General features: G+C 55.1%; 17 protein-coding genes and 1 pseudogene. 1 reads left to right on the top strand and 17 read right to left on the bottom strand.

Annotated elements, in window-relative coordinates:
* On the bottom strand, positions 1-329 hold a 329-nt coding region (locus C7I87_RS35675), incomplete at its 3' end, for a hypothetical protein (protein ID WP_210250683.1).
* 1,010 nt (positions 330-1,339) lie between these two features.
* Between C7I87_RS35675 and C7I87_RS32960 the strand changes: the two genes are divergently transcribed.
* A complete protein-coding gene (locus tag C7I87_RS32960) occupies positions 1,340-1,804 on the top strand; it encodes a Ros/MucR family transcriptional regulator (protein ID WP_149908128.1) in 465 nt (154 codons plus the stop codon).
* 239 nt (positions 1,805-2,043) lie between these two features.
* Here the strand turns inward: C7I87_RS32960 and C7I87_RS32965 are convergent, their stop codons facing one another.
* The 16 genes and pseudogenes from C7I87_RS32965 to C7I87_RS33040 form a co-directional block, all read right to left on the bottom strand.
* Complete coding sequence (locus tag C7I87_RS32965; RefSeq protein WP_149908129.1) at positions 2,044-2,256, bottom strand: cold-shock protein; 213 nt, start codon at positions 2,254-2,256, stop codon at positions 2,044-2,046.
* A gap of 278 nt (positions 2,257-2,534) precedes the next feature.
* Positions 2,535-2,849, bottom strand: coding sequence for a hypothetical protein (locus tag C7I87_RS32970; RefSeq protein ID WP_149908130.1), 315 nt, complete (start codon positions 2,847-2,849; stop codon positions 2,535-2,537).
* 12 nt (positions 2,850-2,861) lie between these two features.
* Entirely contained in the window at positions 2,862-3,743 is an 882-nt protein-coding gene (gene nadC / locus C7I87_RS32975) for a carboxylating nicotinate-nucleotide diphosphorylase (RefSeq protein ID WP_149908131.1), read from the bottom strand.
* Position 3,744: 1 nt separating this feature from the next.
* Positions 3,745-3,917 (bottom strand): annotated as a pseudogene (locus C7I87_RS36295) (L-aspartate oxidase); the annotation flags it as partial.
* Positions 3,918-4,208: 291 nt separating this feature from the next.
* The gene (locus C7I87_RS32985) at positions 4,209-4,700 is read right to left on the bottom strand and encodes an EAL domain-containing protein (protein WP_149908132.1); all 492 of its coding nucleotides are present in this window, start codon (positions 4,698-4,700) and stop codon (positions 4,209-4,211) included.
* A 143-nt stretch (positions 4,701-4,843) separates the two neighbouring features.
* Complete coding sequence (locus C7I87_RS32990; RefSeq protein ID WP_149908133.1) at positions 4,844-5,392, bottom strand: DnaJ domain-containing protein; 549 nt, start codon at positions 5,390-5,392, stop codon at positions 4,844-4,846.
* 481 nt (positions 5,393-5,873) lie between these two features.
* Positions 5,874-7,250, bottom strand: a complete 1,377-nt coding sequence (locus C7I87_RS32995; protein WP_149908134.1) for a hypothetical protein — start codon at positions 7,248-7,250, stop codon at positions 5,874-5,876.
* 369 nt (positions 7,251-7,619) lie between these two features.
* Entirely contained in the window at positions 7,620-9,182 is a 1,563-nt protein-coding gene (locus C7I87_RS33000) for a tetratricopeptide repeat protein (RefSeq protein WP_149908135.1), read from the bottom strand.
* Positions 9,179-11,176 carry a glycosyltransferase gene (locus C7I87_RS33005; protein WP_149908136.1) on the bottom strand — a complete coding sequence of 666 codons (1,998 nt, stop codon included), beginning with the start codon at positions 11,174-11,176 and terminating at the stop codon, positions 9,179-9,181. The genes C7I87_RS33000 and C7I87_RS33005 overlap by 4 nt, the downstream gene beginning before the upstream one ends.
* Positions 11,177-11,567: 391 nt before the next feature.
* Entirely contained in the window at positions 11,568-13,658 is a 2,091-nt protein-coding gene (locus C7I87_RS33010) for a glycosyltransferase (protein WP_149908137.1), read from the bottom strand.
* A 210-nt stretch (positions 13,659-13,868) separates the two neighbouring features.
* Positions 13,869-16,256: a glycosyltransferase gene (locus C7I87_RS33015; RefSeq protein ID WP_149908138.1), complete on the bottom strand. Its 2,388-nt coding sequence runs from the start codon at positions 16,254-16,256 to the stop codon at positions 13,869-13,871.
* 69 nt (positions 16,257-16,325) lie between these two features.
* Positions 16,326-17,696 (bottom strand): tetratricopeptide repeat protein, encoded by a 1,371-nt coding sequence (locus tag C7I87_RS33020; RefSeq protein ID WP_149908139.1) that lies wholly within the window; start codon positions 17,694-17,696, stop codon positions 16,326-16,328.
* 21 nt (positions 17,697-17,717) lie between these two features.
* Entirely contained in the window at positions 17,718-20,051 is a 2,334-nt protein-coding gene (locus tag C7I87_RS33025) for a hypothetical protein (RefSeq protein WP_149908140.1), read from the bottom strand.
* Between the two features lie 127 nt (positions 20,052-20,178).
* Entirely contained in the window at positions 20,179-20,781 is a 603-nt protein-coding gene (locus tag C7I87_RS33030) for a GNAT family N-acetyltransferase (RefSeq protein ID WP_149908141.1), read from the bottom strand.
* A gap of 61 nt (positions 20,782-20,842) precedes the next feature.
* On the bottom strand, positions 20,843-21,094 hold the full coding sequence (locus tag C7I87_RS33035; RefSeq protein ID WP_149908142.1) for an acyl carrier protein: 252 nt from the start codon (positions 21,092-21,094) through the stop codon (positions 20,843-20,845).
* Positions 21,091-22,578, bottom strand: coding sequence for an AMP-binding protein (locus C7I87_RS33040; protein ID WP_188394099.1), 1,488 nt, complete (start codon positions 22,576-22,578; stop codon positions 21,091-21,093). The genes C7I87_RS33035 and C7I87_RS33040 overlap by 4 nt, the downstream gene beginning before the upstream one ends.
* Positions 22,579-22,654: the final 76 nt, after the last annotated feature.

Genomic DNA, 22,654 nt, shown 5'->3' on the forward strand with positions numbered 1-22,654 from the left:
GGAAGGAGCGCATTGACAGAGGCGATTAGAGAACCTGATGGGACACGACCCCCCTGCTCTCTGCCGACCGCGCTGAATAGGCTGTCAACGAAGATGACATCGGCGCGCCAGTAGTCAGTTCGCTCTATTAGCGAAGAGTATCTTCGCCGGCAGACGATCACCGTCGCATGATGTTTGCCCGACGTGATTTTCCGATCTTGAATAGTCGCCGATGATGTCTTAACAAAGCAACGCATCGAGTGTTTACCTTCCACTCGGTGGATGCGTTCCCGTCGAAGGTTGCGACCTTCGTATTTGGCCGGGCCTCTCAAGGCCCGGTTTTTTTCCATTTTTCGACTCGCTTAACATGTTTCTTGGACCCTAGTTTCCCAGAGGAACGATTGCCCCATCTCCGTTAGTATGCGAGGTCGGCTCGCACGATGGCCGTCTGCCGCCTTTTGCGTTAAGTCCTCGTCCACAGGCGATCAATGGAACATTGGTCAGACTCGGCCAGAATAGGGTCGGAGAGAACACTTATCATCTCGTTTTCGCGTCAACTTCGGACAGCTTCGCCGTTAGTGCGAAATGTCGAAGCCTAAATTAAATAGCCGGCTCCGACGTATGGAACGCAACAAAAATGGAGTCAGATCCACTTGCCACAAAGTCTAAAACGTGAAATGTTGATTTAAGCTTTTGTATCCGGAAACACACAAAGGCGGTGTTTGGAGGCGTATAGTGTATTTCCCAAGATTTCTGGTTGGCGCGACAGCGGCGCTGGCGGTTTTTCTGATTTGGAGCTATCATGTTACTGGCTCAATCTGGTTTTCGTTAATTTGGGGCGCGCTGGCTGCCGTGGTTCTGCAACTCGGATATTTCCTGAGCATTGCCTTCCTTATCTATCGTCACGGAGCGGGAGCAGCCTCTGAGGGGTCACCTGCGAGCGAAACCCCCATAGTTCCAATTGAGCGGGATGGGATAGTTCATTGGTCTCATTGGGATTGAAGACACCCCGCATCTTGGCTCCGCGAGAAGTGGCCGCGTCGGCGACCTGGCCAATGTCGGCAGTCTCTCGTCCTTGAGAAGAGCGTATTGTCGGCCACAACGTCGCGTGCTGACGATGCGGTACTCTGCCCGGGACAACGCGGGCCACCGCCGCAAAAGGACGCAGCACTTGCGAGGTGTTACAATGGATAATCCGACCACTCGCTGAAGCTACCCATCGGTCTCATTACGGCATGCTCCATTTCCACTGGACGAGCATCGCCCATGTCGCTCCCGAGGCAATCATTGCTTTCGGCAGCGGGTGTCACTATTGGGTGAAACTTCGCCGACTGCTAATCATGCCATAAGGAGTGTTTCCGTGACAGAAGAAGCCAACAACACCATTGCTGCCCTGATCGAACTCACCGCCGATGTCGTCTCGGCGTATGTCTCGAACAATCCGGTTCCGGTCGGTGAACTCCCAGCCCTGATCGGCCAGGTGCATGCAGCACTGAAGGGCACGGCCGGTGGCGTCGCGTCTGCAAAGCCGGAGGCTCTCAATCCTGCCGTGCCGATCAAGAAATCGGTCACGCCGGACTTCATCATCTGCCTGGAAGACGGGAAGAAGTTCAAATCCCTGAAACGCCACCTGTCGACTGACTACGGACTGTCGCCGAACGATTACCGTGCCAAATGGGGTCTGCCGGCGGACTATCCGATGGTCGCGCCAAACTACGCAGCCGCACGTTCGGCCTTGGCCAAGACGATGGGCCTCGGCCGGAAGCCCAAGGAACTGGAAAAGGCAGCGCCTGCGAAGCGGACCCGCAAGGAGGCCGCGGCCTGATTGATCGCCGCGGTCGTTCTGGCATAGCAGTTACCCGCCCCTCTAGGCCGAATATGAAAAGGGAAGGCGGTAAGCCGCGCCTTCCCTCGCAAACAAACTGGCTTCACATGTAATCCCGGGAGGCGCGCAGCAATCCTGCCGCCTTTCGATTTAGCCATGTTCGCGCACGCGCTTGTCGAGCGACCGTCGGTACATCCGTCACTTGCGCGCCGCCCCTCCGACCTGTTCCGGAGGCGAAGTCAGCTTGCTTTGCTGAGACTGCCTGCTGAAGACTTGCCGCTGCGGCGGTCCTGTTCAATCTCGTAATTGATCTTCTGGCCGTCGGCGAGGGTCGGAAGCCCCGCACGCTCGACGGCGGAAATGTGAACAAACACGTCTTGGCCGCCGCCATCGGGCGTGATGAAGCCGAAGCCCTTGGTGCTGTTGAACCATTTGACGGTTCCAGTCGCCATTCATTTCTTCCTTTGTTCCAGTTGCATATTAGGCAGGCTTATAGCCAAACCGATTGACGTCGTGACTTGGAGATAGGCGCAGCAAAAGCAAGAAATCGCAAGGGGTCCTGGAGTCCGGCGATGGGCTTTGCGAAGAAGCAATAGTCAGGCGGGGGTCGAGGCCGCAACTCAAGCCATCGACCAGGTCCGGTGCTTCCGAAAACGCCTCCGGACGGGAAGCTTTGTGAAAGCCGCTCGCGTGTTGTGCAACCAAAGCTCCGGTTGTTCCAGAGTTCGGCTCAACTGATATCATCGGCGCGAACAGCTGCATCCGGCGTTTGGTCTTGGACGGCGGAACGCTCCCGTCTGATCGCATCGCAGGATTCGGTGAAGGCGACGGTCAGGAGATGACCGAGGGGTTCAAGCCCATGAGAGGCCGCCAACTGGCGCATCTCGTCCATGCGGCAGATAATGAGGCCCAGTGCTTTCACGCGGTCCTTCGCTCGTTCCTGGTCCGTCATTCCAGCGAGCAGGCTTGCGTCGGCAGTCGGTGAAACTGGAGGTGTGCTGGCGTCAGTCAGTCTGCGGCCAAAGGTCCTGCGATCCCGGTTCATATGTCATCTCCATTAGTTCAGGTGCCTGTTGCAGTTTCGGTCGGTCGGCATGTCGAGGCCGATATCGAGGATGGGGGCGCTGTGGGTTAGCCAGCCGACCGAGATAAGGTCAACGCCAGTTGCCGCGATGGCCGCGACATTCGCGCGTGTTACGCGACCGGAGGCTTCAGTCACCGCGCGGCCGCCGACCATCGCCACAGCCTGGGAAAGCTCATCGACAGCCATGTTGTCGAGGAGCACGGCGTCGACCTTCGCCTGGAGCGCCATCTCGAGCTGTTCGAGCGTGTCGATCTCGACCTCGATTTTGACCATGTGACCGACCGCGCCGCGCGCCCGCTCGATTGCGGTGCGAATGTCGCCGGCAAGGGCGACGTGGTTGTCCTTGATGAGCACGGCGTCGTCGAGTCCGAAGCGGTGATTGGCGCCGCCACCGGCGCGAACGGCGTATTTTTCTAACGCACGCAGACCCGGCGTCGTCTTTCGCGTGCAGATGATCTTTGCCTTATGACCGCGCACCGCGTGGACAAGAGCGGCTGTAGCGGTGGCAATGCCGCTCAGCTTGCACAGAAAATTGAGTGCGGTCCGCTCCGCTGTCAGCAGGCCGCGTGCCGGCCCATTGACGATCGCGATGGTCTCGCTGGCCGAAACCTTGCCGCCCTCGGCACACCGCAACTGTATGTTGATTCCGGGATCGACCAGAAGGAAGGCAAACATCACTAGGTCGAGCCCGGCAACAACGCCGCCCTGCCGGGCGTTCAGCTCAAACGTCGCCTTGCAATCGGCAGGGATGATCGCGTCGCTCGTGATGTCACCGGCTCTGCCCAGATCTTCCAGAAGGGCATTGCGGACGATGGGCTCCATAAGGATCTGCGGAAGTGGTGCAAGGGATGTCATATCAAAAGCTCCGTTCGGTTGCTTGCCAGTTGAGCGCGACGGCATTCTCAAAGGCGCTGGACAGCGTCAGTCACGATGGGAGGGCGGCAGCATCGCGCCACGCACCGTGAAGTCGGACCTGTGCGAGCCGCGGCTCTCCTCGCGCCGCAGTGCCGAGATCGCGATCAGCTGCGCCTTCGCTATTCGCTGGTAAGCGTCATCGGCCCACGCGAAGCATCGGGCGGAGAGGCGGCAACCGTCATGCCGTGACGAGCGATGCGAGGGCCGTTCTCTCGTTGATGAGGCCGCCGAGGTAGCAGGTCGCCAGAACCACGCGGCACGAGGGCAATCAGCCAGAACGCCGACTATGCACCCCTATAGGCTATCGGTTGGATGTCGCCTTCACGGAATCCTGCGACGTGATCAGAAACGACCGCTTCCCGACGGGAGTAACGGACCGATGCCGAATTCCCTGTCGGGACACTCCTAGGCGGCGCGGCCGCTTAAGGGATTGCGCAGCGAAAGCGTCACCGGATCGAAGAAAGACTCTGCTGAGGCAAAGTTGCCAAAATGGTCTGCGTCGAAGGCAAGCGCATCGCGTGGCGGCAGTGCTGCCGAGAAGAGAAATCCCTGTGCGATGATGCAACCAAGCGATCGCAGGATCATGCGATCCGCGTCCGTTTCGACCCCCTCCCCCACGACCTCAATCCCTAGCGTCTGCCCAAGATCGATAACTGCCTTGACGAGGGCCTGATCCTTTACGGAACTGGCAAGCCCACCGACTAAGTCCTTGTCGATCTTGATCTTGCTGATACGGCTGTCCTTCAGCGAAACCGCTGCCTTGCGCTTCTCAGTCTGACAATGGATGTCCCGGAGCAATATATCAGCGGCCTCGCTGACATCGAGCACGGTGCGCTCGGAGCCTGGGCGACCGCCCTGAATGATAGCCGCCCGCTCGAACCTGCTAATGCCGACCATCTCTCCCCATCCCTAAATAGTCACCGAGCGCTCGCAGCACTCTGCATTTGTGTGTAGGCGATCCCCTCCTAGCCCCGCCCGTCCATATCAAGCGCTTTTTGGTTTTGGGGCCTCGGCCCTGACCAGCCCGCGAGCGTCTCAGGTCATCCAGCATGAGCGTGATCCAACAATTTGGTATTTTGGGGAGCGTCAGTGCGGCGTTCGCCGTCTGCCCGATCTATGCCTTCCACAGTGATGGCAAGCATCCCATTCTCAGTTTTTGCTAGCCAGCCTTTTGACTTCAAATACCAGAGGTGGAACTCAAGGTGCTCACGCGGACACCCAGATAAGCGCTCGAGTTCTTGATCACCTATGCCAGGATTGTTTACGTCTTGTCGGCGTCTCACATAAAGTAGGGACAGCACCTTCATCTGAATGCTGCTGTCCCTTTCGACGCCCTCTGTGCTCATCTCCACTTCGGACAAATGATGGCGGCGATTTAGGTGATCCTTGTACCGAATGTCGTACTGCGCACGCTTAACCGGATCCTTGAGTGTATCGTGAGCTTCCACGATGCCGCTGAAGCGTGACCCGTTTCCTGTCTCCTGGTTGTCTGGGTGGTACCGCATTGCGAAATAGCGGAATATCCGTTCGATCGTTTCCGAGTTGGCGTTCGGGCTGATCTCTAACAGTTCATAGTAATCAATAAACATTGCGGTGTTTCCATTGAATGCGGACTGCGCTATCGCTGCCCAAGGCTGCATCTGAGAGATCGACCTAGCCTCGGTACGATATCAAGAGGAGAAAAACTGATCGCGCCTCGTCGCGGGGCGGCCGAACTAAATAACCGCAATTTCAGACCAAGTGCGCTCAGCCAGCCGATACAGTTCTGAATTATCTTGTCGGGCGGGTTACTGGTTTGGCGGAAACCATTAAGCAATAAAAGAGGCCGGAACCCTAGCGTGGGCGGCAGGAGGTTCCATTTAATCGCATTACCGGGGGGGGAGGGGTTTGCGAACCTCTTATTCCCTGTGTTGGGCAGGGAATTCGTCATCATCATTTTCCGTCTATGCTTTCGCCATATGGAAGACGCTACTGACCGTGGCGGAAGATGCATTCATTCGGAGCTTTTGATTCTCGCACCTTTCTTTTGAGACTGGCGAATTTCAGGGAAGTACCCTGTTCAAATATCTATTACCTGGCAACTCGTTTACAGGACGACGGCCACTCCAACTTCCCGTTCGGTCCTATCCGTGTGATTAGGCAGGCAAGAGCATCTCGGGCGCCGAGCAGCCTGAAATCGATCCTTTGGAGTGCCGCGGGATCGACATATGAGATTTGCGGCACTAGCTCCGGTCGGTTTTCCGAAATAATTTCATGGCCAAACGCTAAATTGCCTTGCGACCGGATAGCGGCCTGTGACTCGTGAAGGGAGATGGATACACCGGGCGACGTTGTTGTTGTGAGGCCTTCGGCTGGATCACCAGAAAATGGCACACCCACGAACAGATTGTTCTGAGCTGAAACCAAAGCGCCGTTGCTTGCAAAAATAGCATAGGTCGAGCCCGAAGTTCCATTCCCCCGATCGAATGGGGTGAAGGCAAAAACATTGTTGGTAGCATCCAGCAACACACGGCCGAAGACCCGCGGCTGTCTCTGCCCTGCCCATTCGAAGAAATTGGCAAAAAGCGTCACTTTATAGAGCGGCGCTAGCGGCAAAGAGCTGCCATTCGCATAGTCGGGGCAGTCAACGGGACCAGGCGTTGCATTGCCGCATCCGTCCGTTCCCATGAGCATAGCTTTATCATGATGTCCAAATCGGTTGAATGCGATCGTCATTCGCCCCCCAGCGTCAGGCATGGGCTTACCCACGCCCGACGTAATATCGAGCTCGCCATCGCCGCATGCCTCAAAGTCATTATAAAGGAACGCCAGCCTATCGACAGAGCCAGAAACCGTTATACAATCCCGGAAGTCCTTGCCATCTGCTCGTCCTTTGTTTTCACCCGTATAAGCATATTTTCTGAGTGTAATTCCAGAGATAATGATATTTGTTCGGTTAGCCACAATTATAAGTGCAACATTCGCATCAGCAATAAGTGTCACTCCGGTACAGACTCCGTCGATCGTCGTGTTATCGCTTGGACGTAAAGCGGATTGGAGCCTAATCATGTGGCCTTTCAGATTTGGAGAAAATACGATGCGAGTAGCAGTTCGATGCTTATATCCATATTCGACAGCCTCTCGAAGAGTACCGGGCAGCGATCTGGTTCTGGGTTCGTTGTCTTGATCGGAATTAACCTCGAGAACTACTCCTCCCTGTCCGCCGCTCGTTTGTGCTTCCCCTGCAAACCCTGGAATTTTCTCGACATTTGTCGGCTTTTTACGACAAGTAATATCGCCATCTTCCATTTTCGCCGCTTGTAGTTTAGCAGAATTTACAAGCGACATGGCTCGATCTTGTGCAAACTCATCGAGTGTAGGAGCTGAGATTGCGACCTGAGGCATCAAAAAAGCCCACAGCGCAAACAGGCGGCAAGAGGCAACTAAGACATTGAGATATTTCGCCAAGCACGACCCTCCTTCTTGTAAAGGCCACATCGACTATGTGTATGACTTTTCCCCCGCCCTGAAAGGCCGGCGGCTTCAGGTGAATTGCCACCACGATCGCCTACAAAATGATTGGCATCCGGCGCGAGGCGTATCCATGCGGACAGCTCCGCCTGGCGACCACGCCGGGTCCGATTAGCGCTGATCTATGCCCCGGAACTTGGAATCTTCAGCGGCCGCCGATGGAGCTGAGGAATGCAACAGTTGCCACGTTGAGCTCTCTGCATCCATTCTACCAAGCTACGATCGATCGCGGACACCCTTTACTCTTTACTGTGTGCTCTCGTCGCCCACTGCCCCATGGAGGGCTGCGCTGACCTGAGAGTACCATTATATGTTGCGCCAGATTCCGCCATTGAGACGTAGATTTTCCGGCCCTGCGGACAATACATTCTTTACTTCTTCAAAGAAGGCCTGCTGCCAGCGTGTTGAAAACTGTCTCAGCCCCTCGCCTGTATCGGCGGCCGGTAGCCTCTTGACAACAAAACGAAACTGATTTTCTACCCATATTGGAGAGGTGAAGATCGTAGGTACCTTGGTCTTGTATGAGAGCATAGCGCAAAATGGGGAATATGTTATAGACCTGCCTTCCCAAGTGATACGCGGCGCATTGGGTGACATCGCTCCGTCGGCGGCAAGGGTGACGAGACAGCCAGAACGCAATGAATCGACGACACGTTGTGCCACTTGGACTTCATTTAGATCGGCCGTGGAGATCAAGCTATCCGTAAAGCTGGCGGTCGAGATGCTTGGTGTCGACGACAGCCACCTGTAGGGCTTTCCGAACGAGTGGATGGCGATAGGGCCTGCAAACATTGGGCCGATATGCGCGCTGACTAGTAAAACCCCTTTGCCTTCGTCACTGGCCTCAATGACAGCATTTCTATTGGCATCGCTGACGTTGAAATAGGTGGCAATCTCTCCGGCTTTATCAATACAGCATTCCAGCCAGTCTTGAATAAGCTTGTCTAGCAGATGTCCCCACTTTGCGCGCCGATCCCAGTCCTCGCGGTTGTGTGACGGCGGGCATCCGAGCTTCCGGGTGACGATTTCCCACGCCCAGTCAAGCCGCTTTTGCGGCAGTTTAACGCTGTCCAGACGCGTATGGAGCGTTGCCAGGCCTTCAGAAAACGTCTTTCCTAAATTATTCTGCCGTTCGCTCACTATAGAATCATACAGTTCCTTTGCCTCAGCATCCCGCCCGACCTGCAACAGCAAAGCGACTGCGCTGCGCCTGTTTGTTACGGAAGGATCGAGCTCCATAACAGCCAACATCTCGGTGCATGCCTCTTCAAGGCGATGTGCATGCTTGAGAGCTCGAGCCAACAGAAGCCGGGTATTGGTTGTGTTCGGCCTTTGCGACACGATGGGGGCGAGGACATTGGCGGCCTCTGCGTACCGCCCGGCAGACAGCAGAAGTTCACCGTAGGCGCGGAGAAATATGCCGTCGTCCTTCGCAAAATCTTTAGCCATCTCGAGGATCCCCAATGCTTCTGAGATTGGTCTATGGCTAGCGAGAGCAGCGCGAGCTGCCGCTTCGGCAAGACGAGGTTCAACGTTTCCGTTAACCTTCAGAAGGGTGCGGGCAAAGGCGTAGGCGTCGTCTGCCCGATCAGAGCTAAGCAAATGGCGAATGGCCAACACGGCAACTTCAGGCGATGCCTTGCCCTTCGCGACCACGTTGTCGACCAGTCGCGTTGCGGCATCGTTGCGTTTCCCCCTCAAAAACGCTTGCAGCGACACTTGCGCAAGTCTTGGAAACTCCGCAGCGTAAGACATGTGGGCAAGAGCAAGGTTGATCGCTTCTTCGATATTGCCTGACTGGCCGGCGCGCAAAATGCCGACTGATGCCGCAGCGACGGCTCTCGCGTTTTGGCTGATCTCGACAGTCATAGCGCGTCACCTTCGCAGTCTCCTGCGAGCAATCGGACAGTACGAAGTACCATGGCTTCAGTCGAGAACCGCTCCTCGGCAATCAGGCGAATTTTGGCTGATGTCTGCGAGTCGGCCTGTTTGAATGCAAGAACCTCGTCTACCTTGTCACAGCATTCCTCCATATCCACGTGTTCTACTGTGGATAGGACGCAGCCCGTGACACCCTCCACTACCGTGTCGGCCGCGCCGCCAGCAGGGGTGGTGACAACCGGAACACCGCATAGCTGCGCTTCGATAAGAGCATTGGGCAAGCCCTCAAACCGGGAAAGCAGCACGAATGCATCCATTTTGCGTAACCAGAAACCGACGTTGTCGGACAAACCAGTGAATAGCAGGCGATCGGCAATGCCGAGGCGGGCGGCCTTCTCTTTTGCCTCCTTAAGCATGCGCCCACCGCCGACAAGTACAATATTCGTCTTTGGGTGGCGCTGCAGGTAAGCATGCGCGAAATCTATCCAGAGAGAAGGCCGCTTATCGGTATCGAAACGAAAGACGCTGCCTATCGTGACAGTCGCATCGGCGTTCGACAATTGCAGTCCCTCCCACAATTCTACGTCTCTGTCAGCATCCGGAAGCGAGGGAACCAAAACGCCATTGTGCACTATGCTAAAATTCAAGTTGTCAACTTTGAGCCAGTCGATATAGGCCTGAACTGCCGCCTCGCTATTGGAGGAAAACCGCACGCCAGGTGTAACTGCGAGTGCCCGGTACATATCGCGATAAGCAGGATGGAACAGGTGTACCCGCAGTGAAGGTGGCAAGCCGCGAACAGAAATTACGATCCGCGGCACACCCGCTATCAGCGCTGCTAAAGCGGCAAACAGGACCGCCCCATCCTGCCAGATAAAGGCGACTTCGATCTTCTCATCTCGAAAATAATTTACCATTCTTCGGATGCCGTACACGGCAGCCTTAGGGAGCATCGGCAGAAGCATTGATACTTCGGGATCGCACAACGCAAGGTCCTGATTTCTTATTGCTAGAAAATCATCGATCTCCCGTGTCTCCACCTCGTTGCGACGCACAGCTGGCAGAAAGAAGTCATACCCCTCCGCACTCTTAAGCGATTTGAGCACAACATGGCACGGCTCGGTCAATACGACCCCCGCGAGCGGTCTTTTGTTCCGGAAAGCATCGGTCAAACGAATGCCGACGCGCGCTATCTGGCGTTCGGCGCCTCCCGCAGCCAAGCTCCCCGTAATAAGGGAGACTTTACCCAATCTGTTCGTTGCGGGCGGCTCCTCGCGCCTGGACGCGTACTTCTCGATCACAAGGGCAAGCGCTAACCCCGACGTGTCCCGGGACTGCAACGTCTCGTCGTCGTAGCGTTTAGCAAGGACAGCCATGCCGTCGCGCAAGTCCTTAATGAACTGCCCGGAGGCGTGCGACCCCACTGTAGCGGGGTTAAGGCCGTCCAAAACTGACAACGCCGCGAAGCTGTTGCCCCACTCTTTAAGGCGCCGCGCATAACATATCCTTCCGCGCGTATCCTCAGGAAATCGCTCTATAAGCCGAGTAAACAAGGATTCGGCGGCATCGTTTTTACGCAGTTCGCAGTACAGTTCTCCCTTTTCCAACAACTCATCCGCCGCTTCCGGCACAGATGGCAGGACAGCTTCGATGAAATCGCAAGCCTCGTCCAATCGCTTTTCTCGGTAGAACCACCGAACGATGTATCGCAAAGGTTTGAGTTCTTTGGGAAACCTCTCATGCAATTGGAGCCACAAAAAGAGCATATCATGCCTTGTGCGACACAATTCCAAGGCGAGCACGTGGTTGTAGTTGACATCGAATTCCAGCGGATAAACGGATACCAGTTCCCGAAGGCGAGGCTCCACGCGCCGCGCACCCGTGGCGGTTCCAGTTTCCTGCATCAATTGCTTGATTTCATGAAGATATTCGGCGTTTTGGAGGGATGACCCGCCTAACAGCGCTGCATTCACGTCTAGCATTGTCTGTCCTTGGGAAGCATGATGTCCAGTTGGCCAACAAGCGATGACAACAATTCTGATATGTTGGAAAAACCGTAAGTCATCGGCCACGCCCGCGACCGCCCGTAGGAAATCTCTACGGGATGCTGGGGAGCTCGCATCACCCTATTGGGTGAGCGATATTCAGTCGCACGGCAAAGAAAAGGAGGTGGTGCCCGCTGCTAGCAGATGAACCAGATCTGACTGCCTCGACGTGCGGATCGTCATAATGCCCTTCGTCTGGGTGCATACAGTTTCGGGTCACACCGAGAGGTGTCCACGAGTGCGGCATTCGCCTAAAAAGGTTCGGGTAGGCAGCCTCACCTTTTGCCTACGCCACATCGTCAGGGCCCTGCCGGATTCCGAGGCCTATTCAGTTAAGGTAGGCATCGAGAGTTAGTGCGAGCATCTTATCAATTGAAAAGCGCTCGGTAGCGTATTCACGAATTTTCTGCGCCAGCACGTTCTGCTGAGCGAGAGGGCGGCTCCAGGAGTTCAACGCTCCTGCAATCTGTTCCGGATTCAGCTGATCTATGCTGGGTAGCAGCGTTCCCGTTTTTCCGTTTTCAAAAGTTTCCGCAGAACCTCCTGCTGGCGTCGACACCACAGGCAGCCCGGAGTATTGGGCCTCGATGAGGACATTGGGCAAACCCTCATGCCGCGAGAGCAACAAGAACACATCCATCTGCGAAAGCCAAAAGCCCACATTTTGCGACCGTCCAGTGAAAAGAACTCGATCTGCAATCCCTAGTTCTTGAGCATGGTCCCTTGCAGCGCTACGGAGTGGGCCGTCCCCGACCATTATGAACCGCACGTCAGGGCGGGATGAGGCCAGGGCTGCTGCGGCATCGAGCCACTCTAATGGCCGCTTATTGTTGTCAAACCGCATTGCTGAACCCACCGTAAAAAGGCTGCGGGGGCTATTTTGATCAAAGGCCCGCGCCATCGCCAAAGTTGGCTCCTCAGCTTCCAAAGACAACGGCTCTAGACCGTTCGGGATTACGCGCACGGTTCCGCTGGGTAGATCGAGCCACTCTTCATAACGCTTGGCGGCGGCGAAGGAATTAGAGACAATCACAACACCCGGTGCGGATAATAGTAATCGGTAAACTGTCTTATATTCAGGTTTGTTTCGTTCGGCTCGGTCGACAGGCGGCAAAGTACGCACACCCAGCACTATGCGAGGTACGTTCGCGAAAAGCGCTGCTAGCCCCAAGGCCAAGACAGAACCGTCCTGCCAGATGTGAATGACATCCGGCGATGCCTGACGCAGGACATCCGCCGCCTGAGCCAGTCCCTCACGCATAGGAAACGGAAGATAGGGAAGGCAATGAACTATGCTCCGCAAGCATGACCATCCCGGCCGGCCAGCAAATTTTTCGAATCCCACATATTCGTGAACGTTAAATCCTGCATGGGAGAACTGCGGAGCAAAGAAATCCGAGCCTGAACGCGAATTGAGGGATCGACATAGAAATTGAACAGGACCGAGTACATCGTGCCCGTCGATTGAGCGCCCCGCATTCATGGCCGATTTGATCGAAAGCGCTGTATTGGTCAATTGACGCTCCGCACCTCCGGAGCCAAGGCCGCCATTAACCAGTATTAGGTGACCCAAAAACCCCTTGTTGCTTGCCGCTGGCGTGGATCGAAGACGGTTTGCCTCTTTGAAGACGTGATTTAAGAGAAACTCCTGAGGGTCAACTTCGGTGACGTTGTTGCCTTCTATCGCTCTTTCTAGAGCAGATACATTTGCGTCTACCTGTGCGGCGATACTTATATTTTTTTCTGTGAGACCGAAGCGGTATTGACATGCGCTAATTATCTCTCGTGCTCGCATTGGTTGGCTCATCGACAAGTACAGTTTCGCGACTTCCAGAGTGATGGACTCTGAAGCATCCTCTAAATCAGCTACTTTCGAAAGAGATTGCTCTGCGTCTTCAAAATCTTTTAGCTCTATCAAAGCGCGCGCAAATACGAACAAGTCTTCTGATTGCTTAGGTTCTTCAGAGTAGCGTTCATCGTGGATCTGGCGTCCGGCATCGATCCCCCCCAGTCGTATGGTCCAGCGCAGGAATCGTACGTAGGCATGGCGCGATCTAGGAAATCGAGAATCAATGCCGCGCCAGACCGCTAGTGCACGCGGGTCTTGGAACCTCTCGAGTACACGCGCTGCCATCTGTTGCAGCCTCTCGTCACTCGGGAAGCGCGTGATCTCTCCAAGAAGATAGGAGAGGGTGTCAGGCAATTCGGCCATTTCTCGCAGCGAGCTGACTCGACTTTGTGCGGTGGCAATCGCCTGGGCATCAGGCCGAAGAGCAATTCGGGTTTCTTGTATTCCCTGAAGAACTGCGGCTGTCACGGGATCGCCGTCATATTGCACAACAACAGTCTTTGCCTTTTCGGTTCTCTTAGCGCTCCCCCACCAAATTTTAGCCGTGGACAACATGTTGGGCCAATCCATTACGTTTCTAATGGTCTGCTAATAGTGCGAACCGGACAGCCCTTCCGTGAGCGCGCATGCGCGCCGCAGAGAAGGATGTTTGACCCGCCGAGATTATTCTGTAGAGCGGTGATAGCGTGGACGGTCGAGGTCAGCTGCACACAGGCCAAGTCCAAGACCTGGCGCCTGCCGCAGCAGGCTTCGAAGGCTGTTGCGCGACAGGATGCGGCCCTACCGCATTCGTGTGGTGTCGACTCCGGAAGGAACTCGGACTGCACTTCCCTCGCCGAGCGCCGGCGTGCCTTGCTCGACAGCCAGCAGCGTATCTCCCTCCACTTGGCACTGACCTTGTGCTCGTGGCTCGACGCGGTCGAGGTCTCCTTTGGAAAATTGTCGGCGCGTCGCAGACTCCCGTAAGGAGTCTTCCACCCTGCCGCCGGCCTCTATGCTGCAATCATCCGCTTTCTCTACTAAGCGTTTTGCGGCCGCTGTCACGGTCATGCCGTAGGCTGCCTCACATGCAGCTTGCGTAAGTTGTTCCAAGCTAGCCGGCTGCAGGATGAAGGTCGAGACGGCGTCAACCATCGCCGCGACCATTTCCTCTCCAAAAGCGTCAATTGTTTTTAGGTTAGGCTGCATCGCGCTTGCGACAGGTCCTGCCGCAAGTACAGGTCGCCCATGCGCCAAGGCTTCTGCTATTTCGAAGCGTGACCGCCCGCAATAACGTGTAGCTGGCATGGCTGGGATGACGATCAAATCAATCGCCGCAAAGGCAGCTGCGATATGTCCGTTGCGGGGTCGTCCAGGGAATAGGCATCGATCGCCGTGGCCTCGAGCTTCCAGCTGATCACGAATCCGGTGGAAGCGCGTGCCGACGCCAAAAATGAGGAGCCGTACTTGATGCCCGCGCTTGATCAGTTCATCCACGATTGCCGGAAAAGCTTCGAGGTCCACATCGTCATAGGCATCACCGATATATCCGATGACAAACCCGCCCTGGAGAACAGGCGATGACGACCAGTCGGGCCGATTGTCGTCGACATTGAACTGGAAAACGGCTTCTCCAATCGGAAGAACTTTATTAGCCACGCCGACTTCGGCTAAGCGGTCGGAAAAGAAGTCGTCGCGCACTAGGAGGGTATCAGCCTCGGCCAACAGAGCATTTTCCAGCCCAATAAGGATTGCTTCCCGCTCGCTGGCTGGGCTGCTCTTCGCTCGTGTCATAGTCGTGCAATCGAGAATGAGGCGAGATCCGTTGAGGCGCGCTGCAATCGCCGCCGGGTAGGCAAACTCGATCGAGCTTGGTGCGACAACAGCCCCGGCGTTCGCTGCAGCGATCCTCTCGGCTAGCAATTCGCTGGCATCCCAAGAGTGTGCGTCGAGAATGCTGCCGTCGATTTCGATGGCCGGGAGCCGGAAGTGAGCAATACCCGCCACTGTCTCCTTGCTAAGTTCGATACGGCCTGATTTGTCGATTGAAGGGTAGCCGGGGACGGTCACTATCTTCACTTCGTTCCCGGCCGTCTGAAAGGAACTAGCCAACGCAAGTCCGCGCAAGCTGGAAGCGGACCAGTGGCCGGGGAGAGATTTCGGCCAATAGAGCATGATGGAGTTGAAACGGCCCTTTTGGCCAGCGCAGCGCTGCGGCAAAGAGAGCCCAGTCGTTTCGAGCCTAGCAAGGGCGTTTAACTCCTCGAAGCGTCTAAGTTCGCTTGTGTTGAAGTTGACACCGGTGGCTATCGCCGATCGCATCACCTCGGCAGCCTCTTTGACCACGCCAACGTCTGCGAGAACGAACGCGAGATGTTTAACTCGCCACTGTTGTGGATCAGCTGCCAGCGCGGCCTTGGCCAGAGCAACGGCCGCGGGAATATCGCTGAAGCGAGCACGACGCGATAGTTCCAAAAGCACGCGCGACAAAATACCTGCAGGCAACCTTTGATCGCGAACCCAATGCTCGGCGGCAAGCCAACCATCTAGTTCGGCGATGGCCAGCGCCCGTTCGGCATGCTGGAGAGCCTCGGCTGCTAAAAGATCGACACCAAGCTCGGGTGGCGCATCCGCCTTATCCTTCATCGCTTGTTCTTGGGCGGCACGGAATTTGGCCGGAAAGGAAAAAACGCGTCTCCAGTCGCTTTTGACCGCCAAGATCTCTTGGCCTAGGGCGAAAATTGGGCTGTTGCGGAGCGTTTCGAGCTTATTTGTCGCCGTTTTGATCTGGGCCAATAGGTCGAGATTGAGAACGTCGACATTCCTCTTTGCCTGTTTATAGGATTCCAGTTCCTTCTCAATCTGGCTCGCTCGCACGGAGACATCGCTTCTCGAGATTTCGATTTTCAGCGCATGGATATCGGCCTGGAGTTCCCGGATACGCTCGTGGTCGATGGCTTCTTTCCGGCTAGCGGACTCAATCCGCACTTCATAAGCTTGTCGTTCTGCTAAAGACAGCGCAGCTGTCTGCGCTGTCTTTAGAGGCTCCTCATTCTTGGCGCCTTCGGTCAGCGGCGGGAGATTCTCGTCGATCAAGCGCGAAACCGACTTCGTTCCGAGGCCTTCGCCAAACAGACTATTGAGCGTACGGCCGCTTTGACGAGCCCCATGATCTTTCGATCCTGCCATGTTGAAATCCCTCCGACCCGATTTTGCGTGACGGCATGCACAAGTAGATGAGCGCAGTCCGTCGGGCCTTTAAGCCGCTGTTGCCAAAGCGGTGACGATTTGCTCTGCAATCTGATTTCCAGGCTCCACGGAGAGACACTTCCTCGCGGCTGCAACAGCCCCCGCATGATCGCCAAGTTTTTTAAGGCTGCGAGCTAATCCGATCCATGCCTTTACATTAGATCCGTCCACCGATGCCAACCGCTCATAGTAAGACGTTGCTTGTTCGAAATTGGTCACCTTGAAGGAATATTGGGCGAGATTAGTCAACGCAAATTGATTGTTCCCATCGATATCCAGCATCAGTTCCGCCAACTGGGTAGCTTCCTTTACGTTTCCCTCCTTCATTAAGCGTTTGTAATCGCGGATGGCACCACGGTAGACCCGTTCCTGAATGTCATCGTATTTGGACAAGTCCAACGAGGATTTCTTGAGGACGGAAAACCGATGAGCCGCCAAAAGATAGTTGTGCGCGCGCAGGAAGTCCCTGAGCTGATAGAACACAGCACGCCGGGTTGCTTCACCGATCTTATCATCGGGCACCGAGGCACCCACGCGTGCCAAAAGCACAAGGGCGTCCAGTTCCTGGCTAGTCAAAAGCGCCAACCGCAACACGCGACGCACCACGGACGGATTTTCAGGGGTCAGGCGCACCAAACGGGCCCATAATTCCAGCGAGGCCTCGTGATGTCCGCCTTTTTCATACGCTGTCGCCAATCTTTTCAAAGCCGTACTGTGATCGGGACTGAGTGTCAGGACGCCGTGCCATGTTCGAATATAGCTATTTGGATCCGCGTCGAAGTTGGCTTCAACAGCTTTTACGGCCGCGGAATGAACGATTTGGCGCAGCCTTCGCTTTATCTTGGCATCTTCAGGACTGAGGCGCAGCCCCAACTGCCAAAGCCTGGCCGCTTTCTCTTCGTTGCCTTCATTTTTTGCTTGTAGGCCTTCGGCGGCCAATTGGGCGGCGATGCGGCGTGATAAGGCTTCGCGCTGTTCGGTTTTGACGGCGTTTTCCGGTAGAATTAGCAGTAAAGTGGCTGCATCCTCCCACCTTCGTTTCGTGGCGAGCTGCTGAGCCGCACCTTGAACATCAGGCGCGGCAATGGCCACTGCGGCGCGCGCAGTTTCGACAAGGTCCGTATCGTCACCTCTACGAATGGCGGCCTTCAACTGGAGTTTCAGCGCATTCTGGTTGTCGGGGATCAGTGCCAAAAGCGTCGCTGCAGCGTTTCCGACGCGGATATAGTCTCGCAATTTCCAGGAGATCTTCAACTCCGTATGGGCATTTGCGACACATTCAAAAAAACCGGGATCGGTCGACGGACTGGTGGGGGCTAACATGTTTTCAACGGTCCTCATTTGAGTTTTAGCCTGGTATTTCCGTGGCTTGGATTTCATGTGACCTAAACCTACTTTCACTTATTGGTAGGGAAAATCGACGATCTCTGAGCAAGCCCAATCATACATTTCAGTATTGTCGTGCGGGTCTATGTAGTAAGGAACTTTCGCACGAATGCCGCTCCGCGCTCCTTCGTGTCGGCCGCAATTGGTGCCAGTTATGCGTGCAGCTATGAAAAGCCTGCATCCGCCCTGGCTTAACGGGCCCGACAAATGGACTTCCACAAGTTTGTCGTCTCGAGCGGATATAGCCAAAGAAGTTATCTCTGGGCTCGGCGAGCCCATTCCAACTACATCGACACCAATCCCGGCCCCTAAGCTTGATATGTTAACGCGTTCATCGTCTCGCTCCAAAGTGATTGCTCTGGAATATTCAAGACCGATCACATTTGCTCGTAGCAATCGAACATGACAGACGCGTAACGGTTCAAGTCCAGGTCCGAAGAGGTCGTCAAGTAAATAACGCCCGAATTGAAAGCCAATACGGCGGTAGCCAATCGCTTTCAAATGAGCCGAGCGACCTTCCGAACGACTTTCAGGCTCATGATGGTAAACAGGTCCAATACACCGTATGTGCGGCTCAGCTTTTGCCACCCGAAGCTGTGACCAGACACTTTCGGCGATTATTCCCGGCCGCGATGCTCCCCGATTGGCTTGATATGTGAGCATAGGGACGGAATCCACCTGTCCGGTGAGGTGCCGAATATCGGCGTCGTATTGCTGCCTGAGCAGGATCAGCCCTCGCTGATAGGAGTCACCGGGCGTTCCCCGTCCGGCGTCGGACTCACCGTGTGCGAGACATATCGCTAGCATCCGGACACGTTTGCCGTCGGCACTGGCGAATTCCACTGCTTTCGCTACCAAGCGCATGACCTCCAGATGCTGTGCAGATCCTCTAAGCAAGCCGTCGGCGCTTCCTTGATTAAGCCCGCTCAGCGTTGTGCCCCCGCGGCCAACAGACGCAAACACCACGGTGGGCTTCCTTCCGAACCGGGCTTCGCAGGTTCTCAGAAAGTAGTCGGCCAAGCCGCCGCAGGGGGTTTCCTTTGTCGAACCCGTCGCCCGTTCAAACAGGTCAACCAGCTTAGACACGCGCCTCCCGCGAGGCGCAGAACCGGCATCAAACATCAACGCGCGCCCAGGATGTTGAGGTGCGGTGGTACAAGGCGCGTCCCCTGCCTCATCGTTATTGCCACCCAAGGCCCAGGACTGGCCGACGACAACGATCATGTTGAGCACACGAGGGTCGAAATCGAAGTGAGACGCCGTTCCCGGGTGATAAACGAGATCCCCTGCGCTTCCTATGCCACTTTCTATCCCCCGCTGAAGCACTCCGGCATCTTTAGGGGCCGTCCCAGGACCAACCGTCGAGTTCTTCTCTTCGCGCCCTTCGACGTTGCTGGATTCTCTGAGACGCTTACTTGAGATCTGTGTTGGTTCGTCGTTTTCGAGGTCAGTTGGAACGAACGTCGTCTCAATCAGGTCGTCCGGCGTCCCTCTCCCGGCGACCCTGCAAATGAATTTATACAGATGGTTGGCGATCTCGGGAAAAAAGGCAGGATTCCAATGGCGGCAATCATCGGCGAGAACACGTTTCACGCCATGGCGCGCTACAAAAGGAGCAAAATCCATCTCATGCGCTTTTAGCCGACGTGCGACCTCGATCGATTGATCCTTAAGTTCAGTTGGCCAGGAGACAGGCCTTCCGTCGGGCATGTACCTAAAATTGTGATGGACCATCGCAAGAGGGACATCTAGCGTTTCCCTAATACGTCCAACGTAGTTGGTCATTTCATCGACGTTCAATTGCCGTGTGGTGGTCCTTCCAACCAAATCGTGCAGCCATTCGAACTCTTCCGTTACGGGAACCAATTCGAGAAGCTGGGCCGCATACTTGGCGCGATCCTTTTCGTTCTGTTTAACGAGAGAAGACCTCCACTTAGCGACTATTCTTGAGGGCACATTGAGATGTTCGAGTTCAGGAAGGATAATTTCCTGAAACCGATTTGTATTTACAACAAATCCATCGTACAGAATATCGATAGATGTACTCATCTCAACAATGATGATGTCTGCTGTATATGGGATCGCCATCTGGGCTTTATTAGGCTCTCGGCTGCTGTCGAGATAGCAGAACCGCCGGACATGCTGCGGGATTGTTTTGCTCCCGGTTAAAAACTCGAGGAGCTGGACAGCGCTCGCGGCAGAAATGGAGAACGGCGTCCTGAGGAAGCCCATTTCCTTGTATATGCCTCCTAATTTATTGTTCTGATGCAGAGCAGAAATCAGGTTATTCAGGAGGCAACCGCCAAACGACAGTGGGCGAATGTTATCCAATGCTATAGTTCCTTTCATCGGCGTCAATCACCCTGGTTGGCAGTCCACCGCCAATTCGCCCGTGACGTCTGCTTAGCCCGCCAACCGACCCGGCGAACTGCATCTGCGCATTTCGCCAAAGGTGAATGGAAGGCTTTATTCTGGATTATTGTGGATTGCGGACTAGCACGCGAATCGGACACTCTGTATCGGATTGGCTCTGAAATCCCAGAGACATATGCAGCTTTATGACGATCGCATTTGAAGCTGCTACGTGTAAGCATATGGGAGTATTCGCATAACGGTCAATCACATGATGCATCAATCGCCGCGCCACTCCTTTCCCCCGGGCCGATTCGGCCACGGCCATGCGAGGAAGATACTTCCCTGCCTGTGATGCAAGAGGCTCAACGTTTGAGCCATGGCCTTCGAGGGTTCTTTTAAAATCCTTCCTCGCGTCCCGATCCAGGTGCCGAACGATGTCCAACATTCCTGTCCGCTGGCACAAATCCAGTTCGCCCGCGTTGATGACTGACAGAAGACCCAAAACCGAGCCTCCTTCCCAAAGGGCCCAGGTTTCGGAAAGTTCGGTCGACGGAGAATCGATCTGATCGGCTAGAATGAGGTTGAGCTTCCGTCGATCGATCGGAACCCTGTCATACAACTCGGGCAACGCTTGAAATACGAGGTCGCCCAAAAACGCCTTTCCGTCTTCCGAAAAATCGTTCTCAATTTCCCGCTTAGTTAATCGCCTGAACAAATGATCCACCGTCGCCCTCGTCTCATAGCATATAAACTTCTATTGCCGCATAATTGAATAAGTATCCAAGCTACTTATTCAATAGTTTCTCTTTGAGAACGTCGGAAAGACCTCCGACATTTTCAAAATTAACAATCTCCGCGCCGCTGAAACGAACGTCGAATGCCTCTTCAATCATTGCAATGAGGCTAACGTGCGCCATACTGTCCCAGCCAACTACATCCTCCGCGACGGTCTCGCGTGCAATTTCCGTGTCATTGTCAGGGAACTCGCCGTTAATAATATCTACGACTTTTTGGAACAGGCTGCTGTCGTCCATCATGTGCGCTCCTTCTTCATAACAAGATTATCCTCGAACCAAGCCGCAGCGGCTGTGCGGTCAAGCTTGTCATTCTCGCTGCGCGGTGCTCTCGGGATCTCCAGGATCCATGTCGGTACAGCATGGGCTTCGACAATTTCTGACAAGGCTACCTTCAGCTTTCGCTCGTCAAGCAATCCTAGGCCATTAGATTCCACCACGGCCGCCAGTCCATCGCCTCGCTTAAATACGATTGCCACAGGCCACCCGCATTGCCGAATGGCGGAAACGACCTCATCGAGTTCGATCCGGTACCCCTTTACCTTCACCTGGAAGTCAATTCGCTCTTTGAAGAACAAGCGGTCGCCGCGGATTTCCGCCCAGTCACCCGTTAAATACCCGCGTTCACCCGACAATTCGTCTAGTTCGCGAAACTGCTGCTCGCTCTTTTCCGGATCGTTCCAGTAGCCCTCGGCAAGTTGAGGACCGCTAATCACAATCTGGCCTTCGTTGGCAGAACTGCCGCCGACAAGCGAAATCTTCATCCCTTGTATGGAGCGACCGAGGGCAGCGGATGTGTGGCAGTAGGACGCGTAGTTGTCGGGCGTCAGGACTTGCTCAGTCACTGAGATTGTAGCTTCTGTGGGGCCATAGGTGTTTTGGGCAAGGGCCTCTGGCACCGCGGCAAAAATGGCGTCCAGCTGCTGTCTAACGAGCGGTTCGCCGCAGAAATTAAAAAGCCGTACACTCCCGAGATTGTTCGCTGTCACTTGCCGTGCGCGCATCATTAAACTAACCGCGCTGGGCGTCGAGTTCCAGATCGTGATACCTTGTCTCGCAATAAATTCGGCCGGCAGCATTCTGTCGCCCTCATCACGCAAGGGGTGAAGGGAAGCGCCATGACATAATGCCCCGAATATATCGGTCATGCTGATATCGAAAGCTAAGTTGGGCTGTTGAGAAATACGGTCTTGCGGAGTAATACTTAGGCTTTCCAGCCAATCAACGTAGTTAGCTAAAGCGGCACGCGAGACCATTACCCCCTTTGGATCGCCTGTAGATCCGGAGGTGAACATGACATAAGCTAGATGATGACGCGTTCCTTTACCCAAGAAGCAGCGATCTGTGTTGATGGAGTCTGGATCCACGACCTTCAAGTTCGGAACCGCATCGGCAATTTCCGCCGCCAACTTTGGCTTGGCGACTACTATATTGGGTTGCAACCGATGCAGGATTCGCCGAAGCTTTTGTATTGGTGCAGCTGTGTTCAGCGGCGTGTGAAAGCCCCCAGCTAATCCGGCCGCCAGGATGCATGCATAGGCATCGGCTTCCTGAGGGAGCGCTATCGCAATTCTGGGCTGTTCGAACGACGAAAAAATTTCGGCGTAGATTCGGACTCGTTCCTCAAGCCAAGCGTAGGAAAATTGGCGCGCGCCAACGTCTATAGCCAGACGCTCGGGATAACGAGAAGCCATTGATAGAAATCGGTCGACTACATCCAGAAGCATGCCATATCCCCGTGTAAACGATAAGGTTTCTATCGCGATGTCTTGGTTCCTCACCAAGGTCATTCAAGCTGATGAT

The sequence above is a fragment of the Mesorhizobium sp. SARCC-RB16n genome (assembly GCF_008520305.1).
GTDB lineage: Bacteria > Pseudomonadota > Alphaproteobacteria > Rhizobiales > Rhizobiaceae > Mesorhizobium.